The 18,467-nt window shown below is 63.1% G+C and carries 29 protein-coding genes and 1 tRNA gene; 9 read left to right on the top strand and 21 right to left on the bottom strand.

Going from position 1 to position 18,467, the window contains the following annotated elements; genetic code table 11:
• Positions 1 to 2: 2 nt before the first annotated feature.
• Together AC066S_RS19475 and AC066S_RS19470 are read right to left on the bottom strand one after the other, a co-directional pair.
• On the bottom strand, positions 3 to 1,607 hold the full coding sequence (locus AC066S_RS19475) for a carboxyl transferase domain-containing protein (protein WP_478270368.1): 1,605 nt from the start codon (positions 1,605 to 1,607) through the stop codon (positions 3 to 5).
• A gap of 24 nt (positions 1,608 to 1,631) precedes the next feature.
• A complete protein-coding gene (locus tag AC066S_RS19470) occupies positions 1,632 to 2,804 on the bottom strand; it encodes an isovaleryl-CoA dehydrogenase (RefSeq protein WP_167772245.1) in 1,173 nt (390 codons plus the stop codon).
• Positions 2,805 to 2,905: 101 nt separating this feature from the next.
• Here AC066S_RS19470 and AC066S_RS19465 point away from each other — a divergent pair, with 101 nt between their 5' ends.
• A complete protein-coding gene (locus AC066S_RS19465; RefSeq protein WP_478270367.1) occupies positions 2,906 to 3,934 on the top strand; it encodes an AraC family transcriptional regulator in 1,029 nt (342 codons plus the stop codon).
• Here AC066S_RS19465 and AC066S_RS19460 read toward each other — a convergent pair.
• The 4 genes from AC066S_RS19460 to AC066S_RS19445 all read right to left on the bottom strand — a co-directional run bounded on the left by AC066S_RS19460 (position 3,931) and on the right by AC066S_RS19445 (position 6,632).
• Positions 3,931 to 4,419: an Lrp/AsnC family transcriptional regulator gene (locus AC066S_RS19460; protein WP_126257758.1), complete on the bottom strand. Its 489-nt coding sequence runs from the start codon at positions 4,417 to 4,419 to the stop codon at positions 3,931 to 3,933. The genes AC066S_RS19465 and AC066S_RS19460 overlap by 4 nt on opposite strands.
• Before the next feature lie 129 nt (positions 4,420 to 4,548).
• Complete coding sequence (locus AC066S_RS19455) at positions 4,549 to 5,409, bottom strand: DMT family transporter (RefSeq protein ID WP_478270366.1); 861 nt, start codon at positions 5,407 to 5,409, stop codon at positions 4,549 to 4,551.
• A gap of 71 nt (positions 5,410 to 5,480) precedes the next feature.
• Positions 5,481 to 6,017: a TetR/AcrR family transcriptional regulator gene (locus tag AC066S_RS19450; protein WP_478270435.1), complete on the bottom strand. Its 537-nt coding sequence runs from the start codon at positions 6,015 to 6,017 to the stop codon at positions 5,481 to 5,483.
• 309 nt (positions 6,018 to 6,326) lie between these two features.
• Positions 6,327 to 6,632: an ETC complex I subunit gene (locus AC066S_RS19445; RefSeq protein ID WP_126257761.1), complete on the bottom strand. Its 306-nt coding sequence runs from the start codon at positions 6,630 to 6,632 to the stop codon at positions 6,327 to 6,329.
• A gap of 253 nt (positions 6,633 to 6,885) precedes the next feature.
• Here AC066S_RS19445 and AC066S_RS19440 point away from each other — a divergent pair, with 253 nt between their 5' ends.
• Complete coding sequence (locus AC066S_RS19440; RefSeq protein ID WP_126257762.1) at positions 6,886 to 8,052, top strand: OpgC domain-containing protein; 1,167 nt, start codon at positions 6,886 to 6,888, stop codon at positions 8,050 to 8,052.
• 187 nt (positions 8,053 to 8,239) lie between these two features.
• Positions 8,240 to 8,638: a translational machinery protein gene (locus AC066S_RS19435; protein ID WP_126257825.1), complete on the top strand. Its 399-nt coding sequence runs from the start codon at positions 8,240 to 8,242 to the stop codon at positions 8,636 to 8,638.
• Between the two features lie 84 nt (positions 8,639 to 8,722).
• On the opposite strand, the gene AC066S_RS19430 is transcribed toward AC066S_RS19435, so the two are convergent.
• Entirely contained in the window at positions 8,723 to 8,917 is a 195-nt protein-coding gene (locus AC066S_RS19430; RefSeq protein ID WP_126257763.1) for a hypothetical protein, read from the bottom strand.
• Between the two features lie 351 nt (positions 8,918 to 9,268).
• Between AC066S_RS19430 and AC066S_RS19425 the strand changes: the two genes are divergently transcribed.
• Positions 9,269 to 9,418: a hypothetical protein gene (locus tag AC066S_RS19425; RefSeq protein WP_164718616.1), complete on the top strand. Its 150-nt coding sequence runs from the start codon at positions 9,269 to 9,271 to the stop codon at positions 9,416 to 9,418.
• A gap of 172 nt (positions 9,419 to 9,590) precedes the next feature.
• Here AC066S_RS19425 and AC066S_RS19420 read toward each other — a convergent pair whose 3' ends face one another.
• The 5 genes from AC066S_RS19420 to AC066S_RS19400 all read right to left on the bottom strand — a co-directional run bounded on the left by AC066S_RS19420 (position 9,591) and on the right by AC066S_RS19400 (position 12,629).
• Entirely contained in the window at positions 9,591 to 9,965 is a 375-nt protein-coding gene (locus tag AC066S_RS19420; protein WP_478270365.1) for a hypothetical protein, read from the bottom strand.
• Positions 9,966 to 10,210: 245 nt separating this feature from the next.
• Positions 10,211 to 10,287 (bottom strand) — tRNA-Pro (locus tag AC066S_RS19415).
• 96 nt (positions 10,288 to 10,383) lie between these two features.
• Positions 10,384 to 10,869 carry a DUF192 domain-containing protein gene (locus AC066S_RS19410; RefSeq protein WP_478270364.1) on the bottom strand — a complete coding sequence of 162 codons (486 nt, stop codon included), beginning with the start codon at positions 10,867 to 10,869 and terminating at the stop codon, positions 10,384 to 10,386.
• 136 nt (positions 10,870 to 11,005) lie between these two features.
• Positions 11,006 to 11,668 (bottom strand): cold-shock protein, encoded by a 663-nt coding sequence (locus AC066S_RS19405; protein ID WP_164719057.1) that lies wholly within the window; start codon positions 11,666 to 11,668, stop codon positions 11,006 to 11,008.
• A 199-nt stretch (positions 11,669 to 11,867) separates the two neighbouring features.
• On the bottom strand, positions 11,868 to 12,629 hold the full coding sequence (locus AC066S_RS19400) for an SIR2 family NAD-dependent protein deacylase (protein ID WP_126261448.1): 762 nt from the start codon (positions 12,627 to 12,629) through the stop codon (positions 11,868 to 11,870).
• On the opposite strand from AC066S_RS19400, the gene AC066S_RS19395 reads away from it, so the two are divergent.
• Positions 12,550 to 13,032: a hypothetical protein gene (locus AC066S_RS19395; protein ID WP_478270441.1), complete on the top strand. Its 483-nt coding sequence runs from the start codon at positions 12,550 to 12,552 to the stop codon at positions 13,030 to 13,032. The genes AC066S_RS19400 and AC066S_RS19395 overlap by 80 nt on opposite strands.
• Positions 13,033 to 13,115: 83 nt before the next feature.
• Here the strand turns inward: AC066S_RS19395 and AC066S_RS19390 are convergent, their stop codons facing one another.
• Positions 13,116 to 13,406, bottom strand: coding sequence for a hypothetical protein (locus AC066S_RS19390; protein ID WP_126261449.1), 291 nt, complete (start codon positions 13,404 to 13,406; stop codon positions 13,116 to 13,118).
• Here AC066S_RS19390 and AC066S_RS19385 point away from each other — a divergent pair.
• Positions 13,405 to 13,917: a hypothetical protein gene (locus AC066S_RS19385; protein ID WP_478270363.1), complete on the top strand. Its 513-nt coding sequence runs from the start codon at positions 13,405 to 13,407 to the stop codon at positions 13,915 to 13,917. The genes AC066S_RS19390 and AC066S_RS19385 overlap by 2 nt on opposite strands.
• A gap of 253 nt (positions 13,918 to 14,170) precedes the next feature.
• Here the strand turns inward: AC066S_RS19385 and AC066S_RS19380 are convergent, their stop codons facing one another.
• Positions 14,171 to 14,368 (bottom strand): hypothetical protein, encoded by a 198-nt coding sequence (locus AC066S_RS19380; protein ID WP_135170704.1) that lies wholly within the window; start codon positions 14,366 to 14,368, stop codon positions 14,171 to 14,173.
• A 290-nt stretch (positions 14,369 to 14,658) separates the two neighbouring features.
• On the opposite strand from AC066S_RS19380, the gene AC066S_RS19375 reads away from it, so the two are divergent.
• The gene (locus tag AC066S_RS19375; RefSeq protein ID WP_126261451.1) at positions 14,659 to 14,844 is read left to right on the top strand and encodes a hypothetical protein; all 186 of its coding nucleotides are present in this window, start codon (positions 14,659 to 14,661) and stop codon (positions 14,842 to 14,844) included.
• 59 nt (positions 14,845 to 14,903) lie between these two features.
• Here AC066S_RS19375 and AC066S_RS19370 read toward each other — a convergent pair whose 3' ends face one another.
• The 3 genes from AC066S_RS19370 to AC066S_RS19360 form a co-directional block, all read right to left on the bottom strand.
• Complete coding sequence (locus AC066S_RS19370) at positions 14,904 to 15,041, bottom strand: hypothetical protein (RefSeq protein ID WP_167767672.1); 138 nt, start codon at positions 15,039 to 15,041, stop codon at positions 14,904 to 14,906.
• Positions 15,042 to 15,220: 179 nt separating this feature from the next.
• Positions 15,221 to 15,430, bottom strand: a complete 210-nt coding sequence (locus AC066S_RS19365; RefSeq protein ID WP_478270362.1) for a hypothetical protein — start codon at positions 15,428 to 15,430, stop codon at positions 15,221 to 15,223.
• Between the two features lie 71 nt (positions 15,431 to 15,501).
• Positions 15,502 to 15,798 (bottom strand): HU family DNA-binding protein, encoded by a 297-nt coding sequence (locus AC066S_RS19360; protein ID WP_018323108.1) that lies wholly within the window; start codon positions 15,796 to 15,798, stop codon positions 15,502 to 15,504.
• A gap of 353 nt (positions 15,799 to 16,151) precedes the next feature.
• Here AC066S_RS19360 and AC066S_RS19355 point away from each other — a divergent pair, with 353 nt between their 5' ends.
• Positions 16,152 to 16,643 (top strand): hypothetical protein, encoded by a 492-nt coding sequence (locus AC066S_RS19355; RefSeq protein WP_478270361.1) that lies wholly within the window; start codon positions 16,152 to 16,154, stop codon positions 16,641 to 16,643.
• 214 nt (positions 16,644 to 16,857) lie between these two features.
• Positions 16,858 to 17,160, top strand: a complete 303-nt coding sequence (locus tag AC066S_RS19350; protein ID WP_135165919.1) for a hypothetical protein — start codon at positions 16,858 to 16,860, stop codon at positions 17,158 to 17,160.
• 159 nt (positions 17,161 to 17,319) lie between these two features.
• Here AC066S_RS19350 and AC066S_RS19345 read toward each other — a convergent pair whose 3' ends face one another.
• The 4 genes from AC066S_RS19345 to AC066S_RS19330 form a co-directional block, all read right to left on the bottom strand.
• On the bottom strand, positions 17,320 to 17,697 hold the full coding sequence (locus AC066S_RS19345; RefSeq protein WP_478270360.1) for a hypothetical protein: 378 nt from the start codon (positions 17,695 to 17,697) through the stop codon (positions 17,320 to 17,322).
• A gap of 10 nt (positions 17,698 to 17,707) precedes the next feature.
• Positions 17,708 to 17,875 (bottom strand): hypothetical protein, encoded by a 168-nt coding sequence (locus AC066S_RS19340; RefSeq protein WP_157214193.1) that lies wholly within the window; start codon positions 17,873 to 17,875, stop codon positions 17,708 to 17,710.
• A gap of 80 nt (positions 17,876 to 17,955) precedes the next feature.
• Positions 17,956 to 18,183, bottom strand: a complete 228-nt coding sequence (locus AC066S_RS19335) for a hypothetical protein (protein ID WP_478270359.1) — start codon at positions 18,181 to 18,183, stop codon at positions 17,956 to 17,958.
• Positions 18,177 to 18,410 carry a hypothetical protein gene (locus AC066S_RS19330; protein ID WP_478270358.1) on the bottom strand — a complete coding sequence of 78 codons (234 nt, stop codon included), beginning with the start codon at positions 18,408 to 18,410 and terminating at the stop codon, positions 18,177 to 18,179. The genes AC066S_RS19335 and AC066S_RS19330 overlap by 7 nt, the downstream gene beginning before the upstream one ends.
• Positions 18,411 to 18,467 lie beyond the last annotated feature (57 nt).

Here is an 18,467-nt window from a genome sequence, read left to right as displayed (position 1 = left end):
CATCACATCCTGAACAGGCCGAATTTCGTCGGCTCGATCGGCGCATTCGACGCCGCCGAGAGGCCGAGCCCGAGCACGAGGCGGGTGTCGGCCGGGTCGATCACGCCATCGTCCCACAGGCGCGCGGTCGCGTAATAGGGGTGCCCCTGGCTCTCATATTGCGCGCGGATGGGCTCGCGGAATTTGTCTTCTTCTTCCTTCGACCAGCTGTCGCCCTTGGCCTCGATGTTGTCGCGGCGGACCTGGCTCAGCACCATCGAGGCCTGCTCCCCGCCCATCACCGAGATGCGCGCGTTCGGCCACATCCAGAGGAAACGCGGCGAGTAGGCGCGGCCGCACATGCCGTAATTGCCGGCGCCGTACGAACCGCCGATCACCACGGTGAATTTCGGCACCGAGGCGGTCGCCACCGCCGTCACCAGCTTGGCGCCGTCGCGCGCGATGCCGCCGGCCTCGTATTTCTTGCCCACCATGAAGCCGGTGATGTTCTGCAAAAACACCAGCGGAATCCCGCGCTGGCAGCACAGCTCGATGAAATGCGCCCCCTTCAGCGAGCTCTCGCTGAAGAGAATCCCGTTGTTGGCGATGATGCCGACCGGATAGCCCCAGATATGGGCGAAGCCGCACACCAGCGTCGTGCCGTAGAGCTTCTTGAATTCGTCGAACTCGGAACCATCAACCACACGCGCGATGATGTCGCGCACGTCGAACGGCTTGCGGCCGTCGACGGGCACCACGCCGTAAATCTCCTCCGCGGGGAACAGCGGATCGCGCGGCTTGTGCATGTTGAGGTTCGGCCGCACCGGCGGTTTCAGCGTGCCGACGATGCGGCGCGCGATCCCGATCGCATGGGCATCGTTCTGAGCATAGTGGTCGGTGACGCCCGACTGGCGCGAATGCACGTCGGCGCCGCCGAGCTCCTCGGCGCTGACCACCTCGCCGGTCGCAGCCTTCACCAGCGGCGGGCCGCCGAGGAAGATGGTGCCTTGATTGCGCACGATGATGCTCTCGTCCGACATCGCTGGAACATAGGCGCCGCCGGCGGTGCAGGACCCCATCACGATCGCAATCTGCGGGATTCCCTGCGAGGACATTTGCGCCTGGTTGTAGAAGATGCGCCCGAAATGCCGCTCGTCCGGGAAGATCTCGTCCTGGAGCGGCAGGAACGCGCCGCCGGAATCGACCATGTAGACGCAGGGAAGATTGTTCTGCCGCGCGATGTCCTGCGCGCGCAGATGCTTCTTCACGGTCATCGGGTAATAGGTGCCGCCCTTGATGGTGGCATCGTTGGCGACGATCACGCATTCGCGGCCCGAGATGCGCCCCACCCCCGTGACGACGCTCGCCGAATGCACATCCCCGCCGTAGAGACCGTAGGCCGCGAGCGGCGACAGCTCCAGGAACGAGGTGCCGGGATCGACCAGCAGGTCGACGCGCTCGCGCGCCAGCATCTTGCCGCGCGCGGTGTGGCGGTTGCGCGAGACCTCGCCGCCGCCCCCGGCGACCTGGCTGAGCTTTTCACGCAAGTCGGCAACGAGGGCGCGCATGGACTCGGCATTGCGTGCAAAATCTGACGAAGACGGATCGATGCTGGAATGAAGCGGCATTTTGATTCCAATTGGGTGAAGGTTTTAGGCCGTCTCGGCCATCAGCTCGCGGCCGATCAGCATGCGGCGGACTTCGGACGTCCCCGCGCCGATCTCGTAGAGTTTCGCGTCACGCCAGAGACGCCCCACGGGGAACTCGCTGGTGTAGCCGACGCCGCCGAGCGCCTGGATCGCCTCGCCGGCCATCCACGTCGCTTTCTCCGCCGAATAGAGGATCGCGGCAGCCGCGTCCTTGCGCAAGCTGCGCGCGTGATCGCCTCGGTCGCAAGCGCGCCCCACGGCATAGACATAGGCGCGCGTGGCTTGCCAGGTCGCATACATGTCGGCGAGCTTGCCCTGCATCAGCTGGAAATCGCCGATCGGCTGACCGAACTGCTTGCGCTCGTGCATGTAGGGCACGACAGCGTCCATGCAGGCTGCCATGATGCCGAGCGGGCCGCCCGACAGCACCGCGCGCTCATAGTCGAGGCCGGACATCAGCACCTTGACGCCCTCGCCGACCTTGCCCATCACGTTCTCCTCCGGCACCTCGCATTCGTCGAAGAACAAGGGATAGGTGTTGGAGCCGCGCATGCCGAGCTTGTCGAGATGCTGGCCGTGGCTGAAGCCTTTGAAGCCCTTCTCGATCAGGAAAGCCGTCATGCCGCGCGGGCCGGCCTCGGGATCTGTCTTGGCGTAGACCACCAAAACGTCGGCATCACCACCATTGGTGATCCACATTTTCGAGCCGTTGAGCACGTAGCGGTCGCCGCGCTTGTCGGCGCGCAGCTTCATCGAGACCACGTCGGAGCCGGCGCCCGGCTCGGACATCGCGAGCGCGCCGACATATTCGCCGGAGATCAGCTTCGGCAGATAGCGCTGGCGCTGCGCGTCGTTGCCGTTGCGGCGGATCTGGTTGACGCAGAGGTTGGAATGGGCGCCATAGGACAGCCCGACGGCGGCCGAGCCGCGCGAAATCTCTTCCATCGCCACGATGTGGGCGAGATAGCCCATGTTGGAGCCGCCATATTGCTCCGGCGCGGTCATGCCGAGCAGGCCGAGGTCGCCGAGGCGCTTCCAGAGGTCCGCCGGAAACAGATTGGCCTTCTCGATCTCGGCGGCGCGGGGGGTGATCTCCGCCTCCACGAAGGCGCGCAGCGTGTCGCGCAGCAGGCTGATGTCTTCGCCCAGGTCGAAATCGATGCTCGGGATGTTCAAGGCGATTCCTCCGTGTTTTGGGCACCGAACCTAGCGGGGTCAGGGCCCTCTTGCGGTCGAAAAGGTTGCATTTTCCGCCAAACTTGGCGAGGATTTTCCTCATGCCCTTTCAAGCCGCAACTGCGGTTCCGCGCCGCGCCGTCACTCCGGCCGCCTTCGTCCGTGGCGTGGTTGCCGCTTATGCCAGATACGGCCGCGATCCGGCGGAGGCGCTAAGCCGGAGTCAGGTCGCGCCAGACCTTGTCAATTCTCCGGACGGGCGGATCACGGCCGCCCAGTTCGAGGCCCTGGCGGGCCATGCCATGCGCGAGCTCGACGACGAGGCGCTCGGCTGGTTCTCGCGGCGGCTGCCCTTCGGCACCTACGGCATGCTGTGCCGCGCCTCGATCACGGCGCCGACGCTGGAGGTCGCGCTCAAGCGCTGGTGCCGGCATCACCGCCTGCTCACCGAGGACGTGCTGCTCGATCTCGAGGTCGGCGAGGAGACCGCGGAGGTCTCGATCCGGGAGCTGCGCGATCTCGGCGCTTTGCGCGAATTCTGCCTGGTCACGCTGCTCCGCTACGTGCTCGGCTTCTCCTGCTGGGCCGTCGATTCCAGGATCGCGCTCCGCGCGGCCGAATTCCCGCACACCGAGCCCGGCCATGTCTCGGTCTATCCGACCATCTTTTGCCGGAACATCCGCTTCGATGCCGATCGCGCCCGCATCGTCTTCGACAAGCATTATCTCTCGCTGCCGCTCACGCGCAGCGCCGCCGATCTCGACAACATGCTCAAGGGCGCGCTCAGGCTGACCGTGCTCCCCTATCGGCGCGACCGGTTGTTGGTCGAGCGTGTCCGCCGCGTGCTGCGCAATGCGCGCGGACGCAGTCTCGGCGCCGAGGATGTCGCAAGCGAGCTTGCGCTGTCCACCCGCACCATGCATCGCCGCCTGCGCGAGGAGGCCACCTCCCTGCGCGACCTCAAGGAAGAGGCGAAATTCGAACTGGCAAAGCAGGAGCTGATGCGGGGCCGCACGCCGATCAAGCGGATCGCGGAGATCGCCGGCTTCCGCAACGAGAAGAGCTTTTCCCGCGCCTTCCGCACCTGGACCGGTGCGAGCCCCCGCGAGTTTCGAGGACGGTATCGCTAAGAGGACGCTGCCGCGACGTCCTGCAGCGGCAGCGGCACGTCCTTGGCAACACCCAGCACCGGGAAGCTGCGGACGTTCTTCACGTCGGGCATGGCCGCGAAATGCAGCAGCTGCTGGCGCATGCTCTCGACGCTCGGTGCCACGCATTTCAGGAGATAGTCGGTGTCGCCGGAAATCCGCCAGCACTGCTGGATGCGCGGGATCGCGGCGATAGAGCTCTCGAACGCCTCCAGCACCGGCTGCGCCTGGCTGCCGAGCTGGATCGAGACGAACGAGACCACCTCATAGCCGATCCGCCGCTCGTCGAGGACGGCCCGCACCGCCCTGATCACTCCGCGGCTGAACAGCGATTTCAACCGTCGCAGGCAGTTCGGCGCGGACACCCCGACGCGCAGCGCCAGCTCGTTGTTGCGAACCCGCCCGTCCTGTTGCAGCTCGGAGAGTATCCTCAGATCGACGCTGTCGAGCTGGTCACGCCCGGCCATACCCCACCTCGCACGCTCCCGTCATGCCGGCCAGCGAAGCACGCGGCGGAATCGATGCCAAGGGCCGGAAAAGGAATCCTGGCCAATTATGTTGCGCGGCCGATGTCACAGCTGAAACAGGACTGGGATTCAAGTTGGTCGAGCGCTCGGCCTGACTTGTGTCATGGCGACTCCGGAGATTGCGAGCAGTCCGCCGACGATCAACCTTGGGGTCATGCGGTCGCCAAGGAACAACACGCTCGAAATCAAGGCGAACACCGGAAGCAGCAGACCGAAGGGGGCGACACGGTTCATGGAGCAACGGGCGATCAGCCAGAACCAAAGGCCGAACCCGACAATTCCTCCGATGAAAATCGTGTAGGCGAGTGCCAGCCAACCGCGTCTATCCGCCGTGACAAGGCTTGCCATTTGACCATGTTCAATGAGCAGCGACATCAACATGACCTGCGGCACCGTGAGCAGTGACGACCACCCCATCAACATCAACGGATCAAAAGGGCCGTAGCGCTTCGTCAAGACGTTTGACACCGCGAATGCGAAGGCCGCCCCAATCACAAGCAGGAGCGGAAGGATGTTTGCCGATGGGCCGGGCTCCGCGGCCAACACGACCACGCCGAAACATGCAAGGACCACTCCGGCGGACGTGGTGACGGACGGCCTCTCCGCGAGCAGCGGCCAGGCCAGCAGGACCGTGAAGGGCGTGGCGAGTTGATATGCGACGGCCGACATGCTTCCCGAGCCGAGCCCAAGGCCAACATAGAACAGCCCGAAGTTCAGGCCGCCAAGGAAGATCGAAATGGCTGCGACCGGGACGACCTGCGCACGTGTGGGCCTCTTGACGAATGGGACAAGCAACAGCGCGATGGCCAGGAAGCGCAGTGCGAGGAAGAATAGCGGCGGAAACTCCGTGACGCCCGCCTTGATCGCCACGAACTGGTAACCCCAGAGCAAGGGAACGGCCACCGCGCAGATGATCTGGATGGCAGACATGGCACTTCTCCTTTAAAGACCGATCAGTCCAGATATTGGCATGCCAGTAACGGAGCCACGCCATGGATCATTCATTTGATGAAGCGATCGAGAAGAGCCTCGACGGTGGCTTGCGACGTGATCCGTGCCGGCGCCGTCTTGCCGACCACGCGCAGCCCCTCGACGAAACAGACGAGGATTCGGGCCGCACTTGAAGGCTCGACACCATCAGTCAACTTGCCCGCCGCCTTCGCACGGGAAAGTGCATCCGCCACCCTGGCCTCCATGGCTTTGAAAAAGCCCGCGACGCGACGACCAACTTCAGCATCCTGGCCGGCCAGTTCCATGGCCGTGGCCACGAGCAGGCATCCGCGCCGGCCATTGGCACCGCTCGTGCGGTCAACATAGCCGGCAAGGTAGGCCCGCAGGCCATCGACCGGCTCGTTGTGGGGATCGAACTCGATATCCATTCGTGTCAGGGCATCGGCGATGTAGCGATCAAGCGCACGCAGGAAGAGCGAGTGCTTGTCACCGAAAGCGGCGTAGAGGCTGCCACGCGACAGCTTCGTCGCACGAAGAAGATCCGGAAGCGCCGTCGCGTGATAGCCGCGCGACCAGAACACGCCCATCGCGCGTTCCACAGCGGCTTCCACGTCGAAACTTCGTGGCCGGCCACGGGGCAATTGCGCTGGGGTTCGGGACCTCATTGCTCATATATAGACCAATCGGTCTTTAAATCGCAAGAGATCCCTCGGGTCGGCACCAGGTATCGGCTGTCGGGGTGCTATTCTCTCGAGAATGAGACCGGCCGCATGCTCGGCCGTCAGCCCGCGACCAGGCTACTTACCGGAGCTGACGATCTCCCCGCGTCATCGCGAGCAGGGATTTCGGCCCTACGGGCCTTTCATGCGTCAGCGAGGGGCGCCTGCGCAGCCCCCTCAGTGCGTCCAGGGCTCGCCGCGGCGGAACGAGAAATTGTCGGCGTAGGCAACCGGGCGCCGTACCGATTCCTTCGGCTCGATGACCTGGTAGGCGATGCCCTTGCGCTCGCAATAGGCGATCGCCTCCTCCTTGCTGTGGAAGCGCAGCGTGATCTGCTGCTTCATGTCGCCCGACGAGGTCCAGCCCATCAGCGGCTCGACCGCGCGCGGCTGCTCCGGCTCGTAGTCGAGCTGCCATTCCTTGGTCTTGGACCGGCCGGATTGCATCGCGTTCTTGGCGGGCTTGAAAATGCGTGCGGTCATGGGTGGTCCGGCCTCGTTTCGTCTTTCGTTCGATTTCGATGCGTCAGGGTGGCAGTTGGTGCAAACCTCAGGGATAGTATAGAGACACCGGTTGGGAACTGCTTGCTGATTCCGGCCCCCGTGGCCTCTGCGACGGTATAGTCATTATGCTGCACCGTGACAATTGCGTACCCGCCTTCCGCGCCGGGATCCCGCCCGGCGGCAATATCTCCCCGCCCTCAGCCTGTCCGCCCCCTTCGAGAGCTCCCCTCGCATGGCCTTCCTGAACATCAACGCCACGCTCCCCGACAAGGGCCGTGACCTCCGGCTCGACCTGTTTCGCGGCGTCGCGAACTGGGCGATCTTCCTCGACCACATTCCCGACAACGTCGTGAACTGGATCACGACGCGTAATTACGGCTTTTCCGACGCCGCCGATTTGTTCGTCTTCATCTCCGGCTACACCGCCTCCTTCGTCTACGCGCGGATGATGCTGGACCGCGGCTTCATCGTCGGCGCCACGCGGCTGACCAAGCGGGTCTGGCAACTCTACGTCGCCCACATCATCCTGTTCGTGATCTATATCGCCTCGATCAGCTATCTGGCGCTGCGCTTTGGCGATTCCGAGATGATCAACGAGTTCAACGTCGCCGGTCTCGTCGACAACGCCACCGAGACCCTGCGCCAGGGCCTGTTCCTCCGCTTCAAGCCGCTCAATCTCGACGTGCTGCCGCTCTACATCGTGCTGATGGGCCTGTTTCCGCCGGTGCTGTGGTTCATGCTGCGCAAGCCCGATGTGACGATGGTGCTGTCGATCGTGCTGTGGCTGACGGCGCGCCACTTCGGCTGGAATCTGAACGCCTATCCGGCCGGCCAGTGGTACTTCAACCCGTATTGCTGGCAGGTGCTGTTCGTGTTCGGCGCCTGGTGTGCGATGGGCGGCGCGCGGCGCTCGATGACGCTGATCAACGCGCCGATCACGCTGTATCTCTGTCTCGGCTATCTCCTGTTCGCCCTGATCATGACCATGGCGGGCCGCTTCCCCGCATTCGGCGGCATGTTCCCGGAATGGCTGTTCTCGGCCTTCAACCCGAACGACAAGACCAACCTCGCGCCCTACCGCTTCATCCACTTCGTCGTGATCGTGATCCTGGTGATCCGCTTCGTGCCGAAGGAATGGCCGGGGCTCGAATGGAAGGTGTTCGATCCCCTGATCGTCTGCGGCCAGCAATCGCTGGCCGTGTTCTGCGTCGGCGTGTTCCTGTCCTTCGTCGGCCATTTCGAGCTGTCGATGAGCTCGGGCTCGCTGCTGGCGCAGATCTTCGTCAGCGTCGCCGGCATCGCGATCATGACGACGGTGGCCTATTACATCTCGTGGTCGAAGAAACAGGACAAGCCGCTGAAGCCGCCGCCGCCCAAGCCTGCGGCCAGCGCGGCGTAGGCGGCCTGAGCCAGGAACGCCTTGCCGTTCGGGGCGCGCCGTTTGCGGAGCGCGCGGTCGCCCTGGCGGCTTGGGCCGATCGATTGACCTGGGTCAACGGGGGGCTGCGCCGGCCGGCATAATGTCGTCACGACACGCGCCGCCGCTCCGATGTCGGCGGCCTCCCCTCGGACAAGGCCAAAAGCACATGCCCTCTCATTTTCACGCCGTGGTATGGATCGACCATTCGCAGGCCAGGATCTTCCACCTCGGCCTGAGCGGCTCCGACGAGATCACGCTGCATCCGCACCTGGCGACGCGTCAGCTTCATCACAAGGCCAACGCCGTCGGCAGCGGCCATGCCGCCCCTGACAAGGCGTTCTACACTGACGTGAGCAAAGCCCTCGCCGATGCCGGTGAGATCCTCATCATCGGTCCGGCCAGCGCGAAGACGGAGCTTGCAAGCTACATTCGCACCAACGCTCCCGATATCGCCAAGCGGATTGCCGCGGTGGAAGCGGCCGATCATCCCTCGGACGCCGAAATCATCGCCTATGCGAAACGTCACTTCAAACTGCCGCTGCCGCGCGTGCAGGCACGGGGATAGGCTGAGAGGCGAGCGGCAATCGGGCCGAACGGCCTCAGCACGAACCTTGGGCGGGATGACCGATCATTCCAGGCTCACCGCGCTTCAGGCCGCTTCCTCGCCGTCGAACTCGGTGAATTTCTTGTAGATCCAATCGCGGCCGTCATGGCGGCGCCAGACCTTGCCGTACACGAGCTGCCCATTGATCGAGCGGCGAGGCACGATCACGGTCCAGAGGTGCCAGATCTCGCTCCAGCTCGACTGCGGACCGGCGGTCTTGAGGTTGCGATCGAAGGACATAGGGCAGAACTCATTGGGGCAGAACTCGTTGGCGCAGAACTCACCTGATGCGCGCGCTGCGACGGGCCGTGATCTGCGTCGCACGGATGGAAGGCGCTCATCGCGAGCCGGGATCGATCTGATATCAGCCAGACGAACGGGCGCAACAACCGCTCGCCTTTAACCTCACCAATCAACCTTACTTCTTGGGATGAAGCTGCGCGATCGGTTGAATGCCGCAGCCGGCTCTTCTAGAATGCACGTGATTTGAGAGCGAGCGCGGGGCTTACGCGCAGGTGAATTTTTGAGCTGACGTCGAACTTTGAAACAGGTTGGACGTTTGAAGATCATTGACGGGCGGGGGCGACCACGATGAATTTGCAATATGCATGCTTGCGCGTCGTGCTGCGCTCGGCGCAGGCCGCGGAGATGCCTGCCCCGGAGCCGCCGAAAGCCGCCAACGACAACCAGATCATCTGGCCGTTCGTGCCGTTTCCCGCCGGCTGGTACGCCTCGGGCTGACCGGCCGGATCCGACAAGAATTCGGTCTGAAAAGCGCAACGCCGCGCAAGCGGAATATCATCGCTTGGCGGCGTCCGTTTAGACGTTGGGCGCTGAAATCCCCAACACGGATATGTCTATGGCGACGCCGGGAAGGTTCGATGCCGCTTTGGTCATTCCGACCGGCCTTCACTCAGCCGCCGGCGCCTGATGCCGCCTGGCCATTGGCTTGAAGCCCGCCTTGCGCGGTGTAGGTCTGTCCTGCTTGACCGCCCTGGCTGCCTTGTGCGCTCGCCGAGGTCTGCACCTCGGTGGTGCCGTCGGAATAGGTGATCGTCGTGGTCGTGAGGCCGTTGACGGTGATCGAGACCTCGCTGACGATGGTCTTGGCCGAGCCGCCGCCGCCCGATCCCGCGCTGCCGCCCGCTGATTGCGAGGACGACGATTCCGACGTCGCTGACGTCGAGGATGCCGCCGACGTCGGGGATGTCGTGGCAGCCTGCGTTGTGGCGGTCGATGGGGACGCCATCACCGCCGCACTGGCCGATGCAATCGCACTGATCGACATGAAGACCTCGCCTGAACGGAATATTGGGCGCCGCCGATTGCGCGCCCTCTCCTGCAACGCGGCGGGCGGGCAAAGCAGGCTCTGAATCTGCGCCCCCAGGGCAGGATCGCCCGAGCCGACAGAAAGAGCCGCACGGCCGGCACATGTTGCGCGGACGGATCCGGCGCCTGGAGCATGCTTGGTCGCAGCGGGACGCAGGCGGGGTCAAAATCGCGAGTAAAATGAAAGGGATTCAATCCCGGGACTGGTCGGGGCAGCTGGATTCGAACCAACGACCTGCAGTACCCAAAACTGCCGCGCTACCAGGCTGCGCTATACCCCGAATGTCCGGCGAGCCCGTCGATACACGCTTCCAAAGGCGCCAGCAAGCTCACAAACTGGTGCCAGCAAGGCTGCCAATGCCCCTCGCCTGCCTGCCCTATTTGCTGCCGAACAGCGGGTGACCGACGCGGTCGCCGACCCGGATGCCGTATTTCTGCACCGTTCCCGCCACCACCTCCAGCACGGCCCGGGCGGGCCCCTTCGAGGAAATGATCTTGGTCGACAGCGGCTCGGTATTCTCGGCGATGCGCAGGATGCGGCCGTCGGCGCGGATGAAGATCATGTCGAGCGAGACATAGGTGTTCTTCATCCACATCGAGATTTCCTGCTCGGGATTGAAGTCGAACAGCATGCCTTTGCCGTCTGCCAGCTCCTTGCGGTACATCAGGCCGGTCTCCTTCTCTTCCGCGGTCGTTGCCATTTCGACGGAGAACACCTGCACGCCGTTCCTGGTGACGATCTCGAGCGGCTGGAAGCTGGCGGCGCCGACGGGCGCGCTGGTGACAGCGCAGCCGGCGGCGACGAGGATGGCGGCAAGCCAGCCCTTCAGAGCGGACCAGACAGCCTTTCGATCAAAATTCATGGGAGACACTCAAGGCGTGGGACTAGAGCCAGTCCTTAAGCGGCGGTCGCCGGAAAAGCCAGAGGCGCGATGGCCTGCCATCGCACCGCTGCTCACGATTGCGGGACTTGGAAGCTCGAGTGCGAGCCTGATCGCTCTAGTGCGACTGCAATCCCGGCGATCCGGTCTCGGGATGGATCTCGGCCGCCATCATGCCCTTGGAGCCGGGCCCGAAGCGGACCAGGACATACTGGCCGGGCCTGAGCTCGGTCATGCCGAAGCGGCGCAGTGTCTCCATGTGGACGAAGATGTCGGGCGTGCCCTCGCCGCAGGTCAGGAAGCCGAAGCCGCGCAGCCGGTTGAACCATTTGACCTGTGCCCGTTCCAGCCCGCTGGTCGGGGTGACCGTGACATGCGTGCGCGGCGGCAGCATCTGCGCCGGATGGATCGCGGTCGACTCGTCCATCGAGACCACGCGGAACGCCTGGTAACCCTTGGCGCGCTGGATGCACTCGACGACGATGCGGGCGCCCTCATAGGCGGTCTGGAAGCCGTCGCGCCTCAGCACGGTGACGTGCAGGAGCACGTCAGGCCAGCCATTGTCGGGAACGATGAAGCCGTAGCCTTTGGAGGCGTCGAACCATTTGATGACGCCGTGGACTTCGACGAGGTTGGCGCTGGCCTCACCCAACCCGCTGAAGGGATTGAGCCCGCTGTCGCGGCCGGCACCGCCGTGTTCGCCCGGCGTGATCCTCGCGGACGATACTCCCTGCCCGGGAACCCCGAGCTTCTTGGACTCAAATCCGTCCGACGACCCCATAACCCCGGACCCCACACTGCCATTGCAACCCGCCACATTGGCGGCGCTCGAATCACGCGTCTTAAGAGAATGTTCTCAATTCGACGCGACGCGAATCTTTCGACTCAAAAGATAACACTCCCGGTTGCGAGGCATAGACAAAAAAGAGATTCGCCGGAACCTATGAACAGCTTGCACGGCCGCGAATCAAATTGATGCCTCAATTACCGACAAAGGGCCCGAGCGTTTCGCCGATGTCGTGACGGATGACGAGGTCGGCGATGTCGTCCTGCTCGGTCGGCTCGCGATTGATGATCACCAGACGAGCACCGGCGTTCTTCGCCATCATCGGAAAGCCCGCCGCCGGCCAGACCACGAGCGAGGAACCGATCGCGATGAAGAGGTCGCAGGCTTGCGACAGCGCGGTCGCGCGCTGCATTTCGTCGTCGGGCATCATCTGGCCAAAGGAGATTGTGGCGGTCTTCACCGGCTCATCGCAGCCGGTGCAGTTGGGTGCGGCGCCCGCCGCGTCGAAGCGACGCTTCACCCAGTCGAGCGGATAGGCCTGTCCGCATCCGATGCATCGCGCATAAGTTGTATTGCCGTGAAGTTCAATTACGTGCTCGCCGGCGAAGCCGGAGGCCTGGTGCAAATTGTCGATGTTCTGGGTGATGACGGCGGGAACCTTGCCGGCACGATAGAGCGAGGCCAGCGCGCGATGGCCACGGCCGGGCTTGGCCGCCGCAAACACCTCTTCCATCGCGAAACGGCGACGCCAGGATTCGTCCCGAGCAGACTGGCTTGCGACGAACTCGCCGAAGTCGATCGGACGATAGCGCGTCCAAATTCCGCCCGGCGAGCGGAAGTCGGGAATGCCGCATTCGGTCGAGATGCCGGCGCCGGTGAACGGCACGATCACCTTTGCCTCGGCGATCATGTCGCCAAGCCGTTCAACGCCGCTCCGAAGATCCGATGCAATCATTCGCGGCCTCCCGATTCGCTTTGCCCTGTCAGCTACATGCGTAAGCGGCAAGATTGTTGACGCTCTTATCAAGCGCCAACGCGATGCGCTCGGCAATTTCTTCCGACCTTCGCATATCACAATCCTGCAATGCCTCTTCCCCATTGACGCCCCATTCGGGAGCATCAATGGATGTGTGAATGCGACTCAAGATGATGCGGCGGCAGTGCTTGAGTTCAGTAAACCCGAGGGGATGGCCATGACCGAAGACGAAGAACGCAAAGCCCGTGAGCGCGACGAGATCGCCGCCCGTGTCGCCGCCTTCCGTGCCACGCAGGAAAAATTCAAGCGCGAGCGTGAGGAATATTTCGTGTCGACGCTGGAGAATGCCCGCAAGGTCGAACGGCCCTCGCTTTGGCCGTAACACGGCTCTAATCGATGCGCATGAAAAAAGCCCGGAGCATCGCTCCGGGCTTTTCGCTTGTCAGGGGTTACCCTTGTCAGCTGTTACCAATGGCGCCAGTGGTGATGGTGCCGGTAGTACGGTCCACCGCCATAATAGGCGTAGGGGCCAGGCCCGTAATAATAGGCGGGACCGTCATAATAGCCGTAGCGGGGGCCGTAATAGCCGTACGGGTGGGATGCTGCGACTGCGCCCGCGGTGATCGCGCCGGCGGCGAGGCCGAATGCGAGGCCCGGGCCGATGCCGCGCCCGCGTGCCTCGGCAGGCGCAGGGGCTGCAACCGCGGTCACGCCGACGGCTGCGACGGTGGCCAGAACTGCCAATGTCTTCTTCATGCTCTCCTCCTTCGCGGCTTGCCGGGACAACGACGGGCGCCTGCCATGGTTGCGCGCAGGTGCGGAACCGAGACTGCAAAAATGCCGATGGCGCTGGAACGAAATCGCCTGGCGCGCATTACCTCCTCAAGTGCGGGAGCCTCCGCCATCCGGGTTGAGGCAACAGCACGAAGACCCCGTCGGCGTCTCCGCGATGCCGGCGGGGTTTTTCAGTTTCACGGGAACAGATGGCAGCACACGCCAATGGCTGCCAGCGGGGCGGACGATCGAGGAGGAAGATTTGCCACTATCCGCTTTGCTGGCCCGTATCCGTAAATTGGTTCCCAGATCCGACGATCGGCATTACGACGAGATCGTGCGCAGCTTCGGTGTCGGCGCGCTGCACCCGCCGCCGACGCCGATGAGCGACCGCGAGCTGGCGCGGGCCATCGCCGAGTTCCTGAAAGAGCAGCCGTCGAGCGAAACCGTTGCGACCCTCGGCCGTCGCCTCGATCCTTCCTCTCCGGTCTGAGCTGCTTTTTCGGCGGGAGCAAGGAACCAGGATTACGCGCGGACGTTGTATCCTTCTTCACGCAGAGCGGAAGAGGCCGACATGCCCGCCTCGCTCGAAATCTTGCTCAATCTGTCCGGCTATGCCGGCTTCCTGGCGCTCGCCTCGCGCGGCACCGGATGTCCGCAAGCGCCGGCCGACAATCGCAGCGACGAGCGCTAATTGGGTACGCCACCCTTGATCTCGTGCGCCACTCTCATTGACGTGCGCCGCTTCAATTGGCATGCGCCGGCTGGCCCGCCGTGCGCACCAGCCGGTCGGCCTTGACCGCAACGCGCGTGTCCTCGACCTGCGGCCGCAGCGAAAAGCTAACGACCACGAATGCGAGACAGAACAGCATGCCGACGATGGCGACGCGCCGGTAGGTGTGGCGGTCGCCCTGGTAAAAGGAAGGCTGTGAAAAAGGTGTCATGACAAAATTGCTTCTTGGCAAAGTCGTTTCTTGCTTGTCCTTGCCAGACACCTACCCCAAGCGGCGACAAGCGCAACGCGATTGGGCTTTTAACCTAACCGAATAGGGTTATCGGCTTTCGCGCAATCGATCGTTAGGAATTTCGCGATCACGAGTTGCTTTCCAGAATGCGAAGCGGAGTTACGACAGCGCTGCGTTCCGGCCGGCTTTGTTCCAGCTTCGACTCCTTTTCGTTCTCAAGGAACGAATCGGAGTCGGAAAAATCAGTGCGAAGCGTTTCCTAACGATCGATGAAAGCGCGCGACGCAACGTCTTCCGCCGCGAGACTCGTCGGCACGATCTCCGGCGGCAAGAATTTCGAGACGACCGCAAACACGATGACAATCTCGCGGCATGGCTCACATCGAAAGCTGTTGGCGGAAATCGCCGTCATCGGCTGGGCGCATCGCGGGCATGTCATGCAGGCCGAACGCTGACGGCACAGGTTCGTTCCTGCGCCTTCGTGCTCCCTGCTCGTTCTGCCCGCTGGCGCGGATCAGGCCGCTCGCTTCGCTTTGCTCTTCTCCGAGAAGCTTTCCAGGATCTGAATGCGGAGCTCTTCTGCGGCCGGCCCCTCGAGCCTCCTGAGCTCGTTCCAGAGCCTGATCACTTCGCGCTGCTTTTCGACGGTCATGGGTCACCTCCTTGCGCTCGATCTAAGGGAGGCCATTAGAACAAAGAGGGAACAGAAAGTCCAGCGCGATTTCCCCTGCCATGTGGCTTTGAACCTTTTTGGCGCAGCGCGGACCCATGGGAGCTGGGGATTTCAGCGCCCAGTCATATGGCAGCGCCGCGGTGAACGAACATATTCCGTCACCGCGGCGCTGTTGCTTTTTGGATTTTCAACTTTAAGTTTGAGCTACGGCTGACGGCCAGGCGCTGAAATCCCAACGTCGTCAGCCGGAAGAGCCCCGTGCGAAAGCGCGGGGTTTTTCTTTTGTCGTCGCGCCCGGACGGGCCGACCTGCGCTCTCTGGCTTGTCCTGATCGTCGTGTGATGTTCGGCATTGCGGTCGCCGAGCACCACCTTTTCGTCAGCCCTTGATCTCTGCGTCGTGTTCGGAAAGAGCGCGCCGCAACGATGTCGCCTGCGCCTTAGACGGCGTCCTTGGCCACCTTCAGCGGCGAGGCCTTGACCGACTTGCTCGCGGGCTTGGCCGCAAACTGCATCGGCTCCTTGGTGAAGGGATTGACGCCCATGCGGGCTTCGGTCGCCGGCTTGTTGACGACCGACATCTTCACGAAGCCGGGAATGACGAACTCGCCGGACTCGTTGAGCTCCTTGTAGCCGACGGTGGCCATGTATTCGATCACAGACTTCACGTCGTTCTTCGAGAGCTGCGTGCCCTCGGCAATTGCATCAATCAATTGGGTCTTCGTCATCTTCGCCATGTCTGAATTCCTCTTGTGCGCGCGAGCAGCTTTTGCTGTGGACGCGGCCTGAAGCGCGGGGGGCGCGCTAGCTGATTTCATGCCTGAGGTCATGAAGTGACGGGGCTTAGACCCCATCGAGGCTGAAAACGCAAGCAGGGCTTCTGCGGGGTTCCCGACTTCCTGTGCAAGCTGCCGCAGAACCTGCCACTTTCCATTTGAACCATTTTGCCCCTGGCGCGTCTTATCATTGAAGTCCCTAAGCTTCACCCCACCAGAGAGCCCCGCTTTCCCCAGGCGGGGTTTTCGCTTTGCCTGCCTGGCAGAACGTCCCCGGCTGCTATAATGGCCTGAGAGTTTCTCGCGGGGTGCTCATGAAGATCGCTATCGTCATCGCAGGTTTGATCGTCGTTGCCGTCGCAGCCCTCGTCGCGATCCAGCCGAGCTTCCTGAAGCCTGCATCCCTCGCCGTCGTGAAGAAGTCCGACATCTTCGGCTTCTCGCCCGGGATGACATTCGAGGAGACCAGCAAGCTCGTCAGTCAACGCCATTATCTCTGCCGTCAGGGCCGCAACTCGTACACCCTCGAATGCGATATCAACGGCGCCAAGGTCACGGTTGACGGCGACGCGACCGACGCCAGGCATCCGATCTGGCGCGTCAATGCGACATTGAACAATCCGGGGCCTCAGGATGCTGCTGTCAAATCGATCTCCGACCAGTTCAACGCGCAGGCCATCAAGGACCGGCAGGGATGGACCTGGATCGTCGGCCGCGGGCTCAAGCTGAGCTATGACGGCCTCGCCTTGAACCTCGTGGACGAGGCCGCGGAGGCCCGGTTGCGCAAGGAGGAAGCAAAGCGCTGAAGCATGATCCGGAAAAGTGCGCGGGCGGTTTTCCCAAAAGATCATGCTTGAACGGCAACCTGAAGCGCGATGGCGATTCATCCTCGGCGCCGCGCGCCTTGGAGCCTGACGTCACCCCGTCGTGAAACTTGTGGCTCGGCTCGCATTGTTGACACTTCAGTAACCCAACGAGGCCAAGCTCCATTCAGTCTCGTTGCGTTGGAGTATCCCCACAGTGCTTGATTTTGACGAGCTGCGTGAACTCGCGGCCGATGTGCGTGTTTTTGTCGAGCTTGCCGAGGACAAGGCCGAAGCGCTCAAAGCCGTCATCGCGGCCTATGACGTAGTCCTGGCGATCTTCCCCGCCGACGAGGGCATGGGCCTCCATGTCATCAAGGGCAGCGAGATCCTGGACAGGATCGCAAGATCAGGGAGCCATGCGGTCTACAGCCACACGGCGGTCGCGGTCCCCGACCTGCAACATGCGCAAGCGCTCAAGCTGCTGACGGCCCCGGTCGAACAACGGATCGCGGCCTAAAGCATGATCCGGAAAAGTGCGCAGCGCTTTTCCGAAAAGATCATGCTTAAACAACAACCTAAAGCGATGACGATTCGTCCCAATCGCATCGCGCTTTAGTTGCAGGCGCCGAGAATGTCTGCCTCGGCTGTCGTCCCCTGGGCGCCGCCGAGGGTCCTATCAGCGGAGCCGGTTCAGGACCAGGAGCGGGATCCACGATCCCAGCACCATGAAGGTCGCCATCGCCGCGACCACGACGTACTTCAGGGGATGTTGCGACGAGGCGAACGAGCCTTCGAGGCGAAGGTAAGGGAGCACGGCCTCCATAGCCATTCCGATCAGGGCCACCGCCGTCAGGCCGCCCACGATCGATGCGAAGAGATTGACGATCCATCCCATCACGCCGCGCTTGTTCGATAACGCCTCGTAGATCGCGACCGCCAGCATCACGACGACAAAGACCAGCATGAAGCTCATCGAGCCGCCGACGCTCGACGTCGGGCCGAAGACCTCCAGCAGCAGCATGGCCGCCACCGCAAGCAGCGTGATCGTCTTCACGAAGCTCCCCTCATCCGTGCCCCAGCAGCAACACCGCAGAGCTGATCACGATACAACCGAGGCCGAAGACGGCCGTCGCGATCTCGACGACATTTTCCAGGCCGAAGAACCTGACGACGGCGCTCCATGCGGCGGACAGAAGAATCTCCACGATCGCGCTGAGCAGGGCTTGAAGCATAAGAATTGGTCGCGCCGGCGGAACTGGGGTTCGGCGACGGTGAGTTAAATTTAGCCGCTGTCACGCCCCTCACAATCTCCTCACCGAAGATCCCCGCCCTTCCGGCTGTCACCAATCGAGACCGGCTTGTTGAGGAAATACTCGCGGTTGCCGGTCGCGGCTTCCGCGTACTGGTCGATCGCCACGATGATGGCCTGGACGTGGGCATAGCACCACCCTTCCCGCGTCGCCCGTCGGCGAACGTCCTCGAGCGCGGTCAGGAATGGCGACAGCTCTCTCTCGTCGTCGAACCACCGCCTGCTCACCATGTCCTCCCGCCGAGCACCCTGCCCTTGGCCGCGCGCGGCTGCGCCGCCTTCAGCGCGTCGCGCTCCGTGCAAAGACTCTCCACCTTCGCTTCCATTCGCGACAGCAGCGCTTCGGCCGAGGCCGTGCCGACACCGGCCCGTTGCAGCTGGAGGATCTCCTTCCTCTGCCTGCCCATCTGGATGCGCATCCGTTCGATCTCCCGCCTGACATGGTCCAGGTCCGGCATTGTTCCGCCTCGCGAATTTTGGAGCTGGTTCATGAGAACAAAAACGGAACGAAGAGT

Source organism: Bradyrhizobium sp. CFUWI (assembly GCF_056429085.1).
The sequence above is the reverse complement of the archived record's forward strand: the minus strand, read 5'-3'. Positions and strand labels throughout refer to the sequence as shown.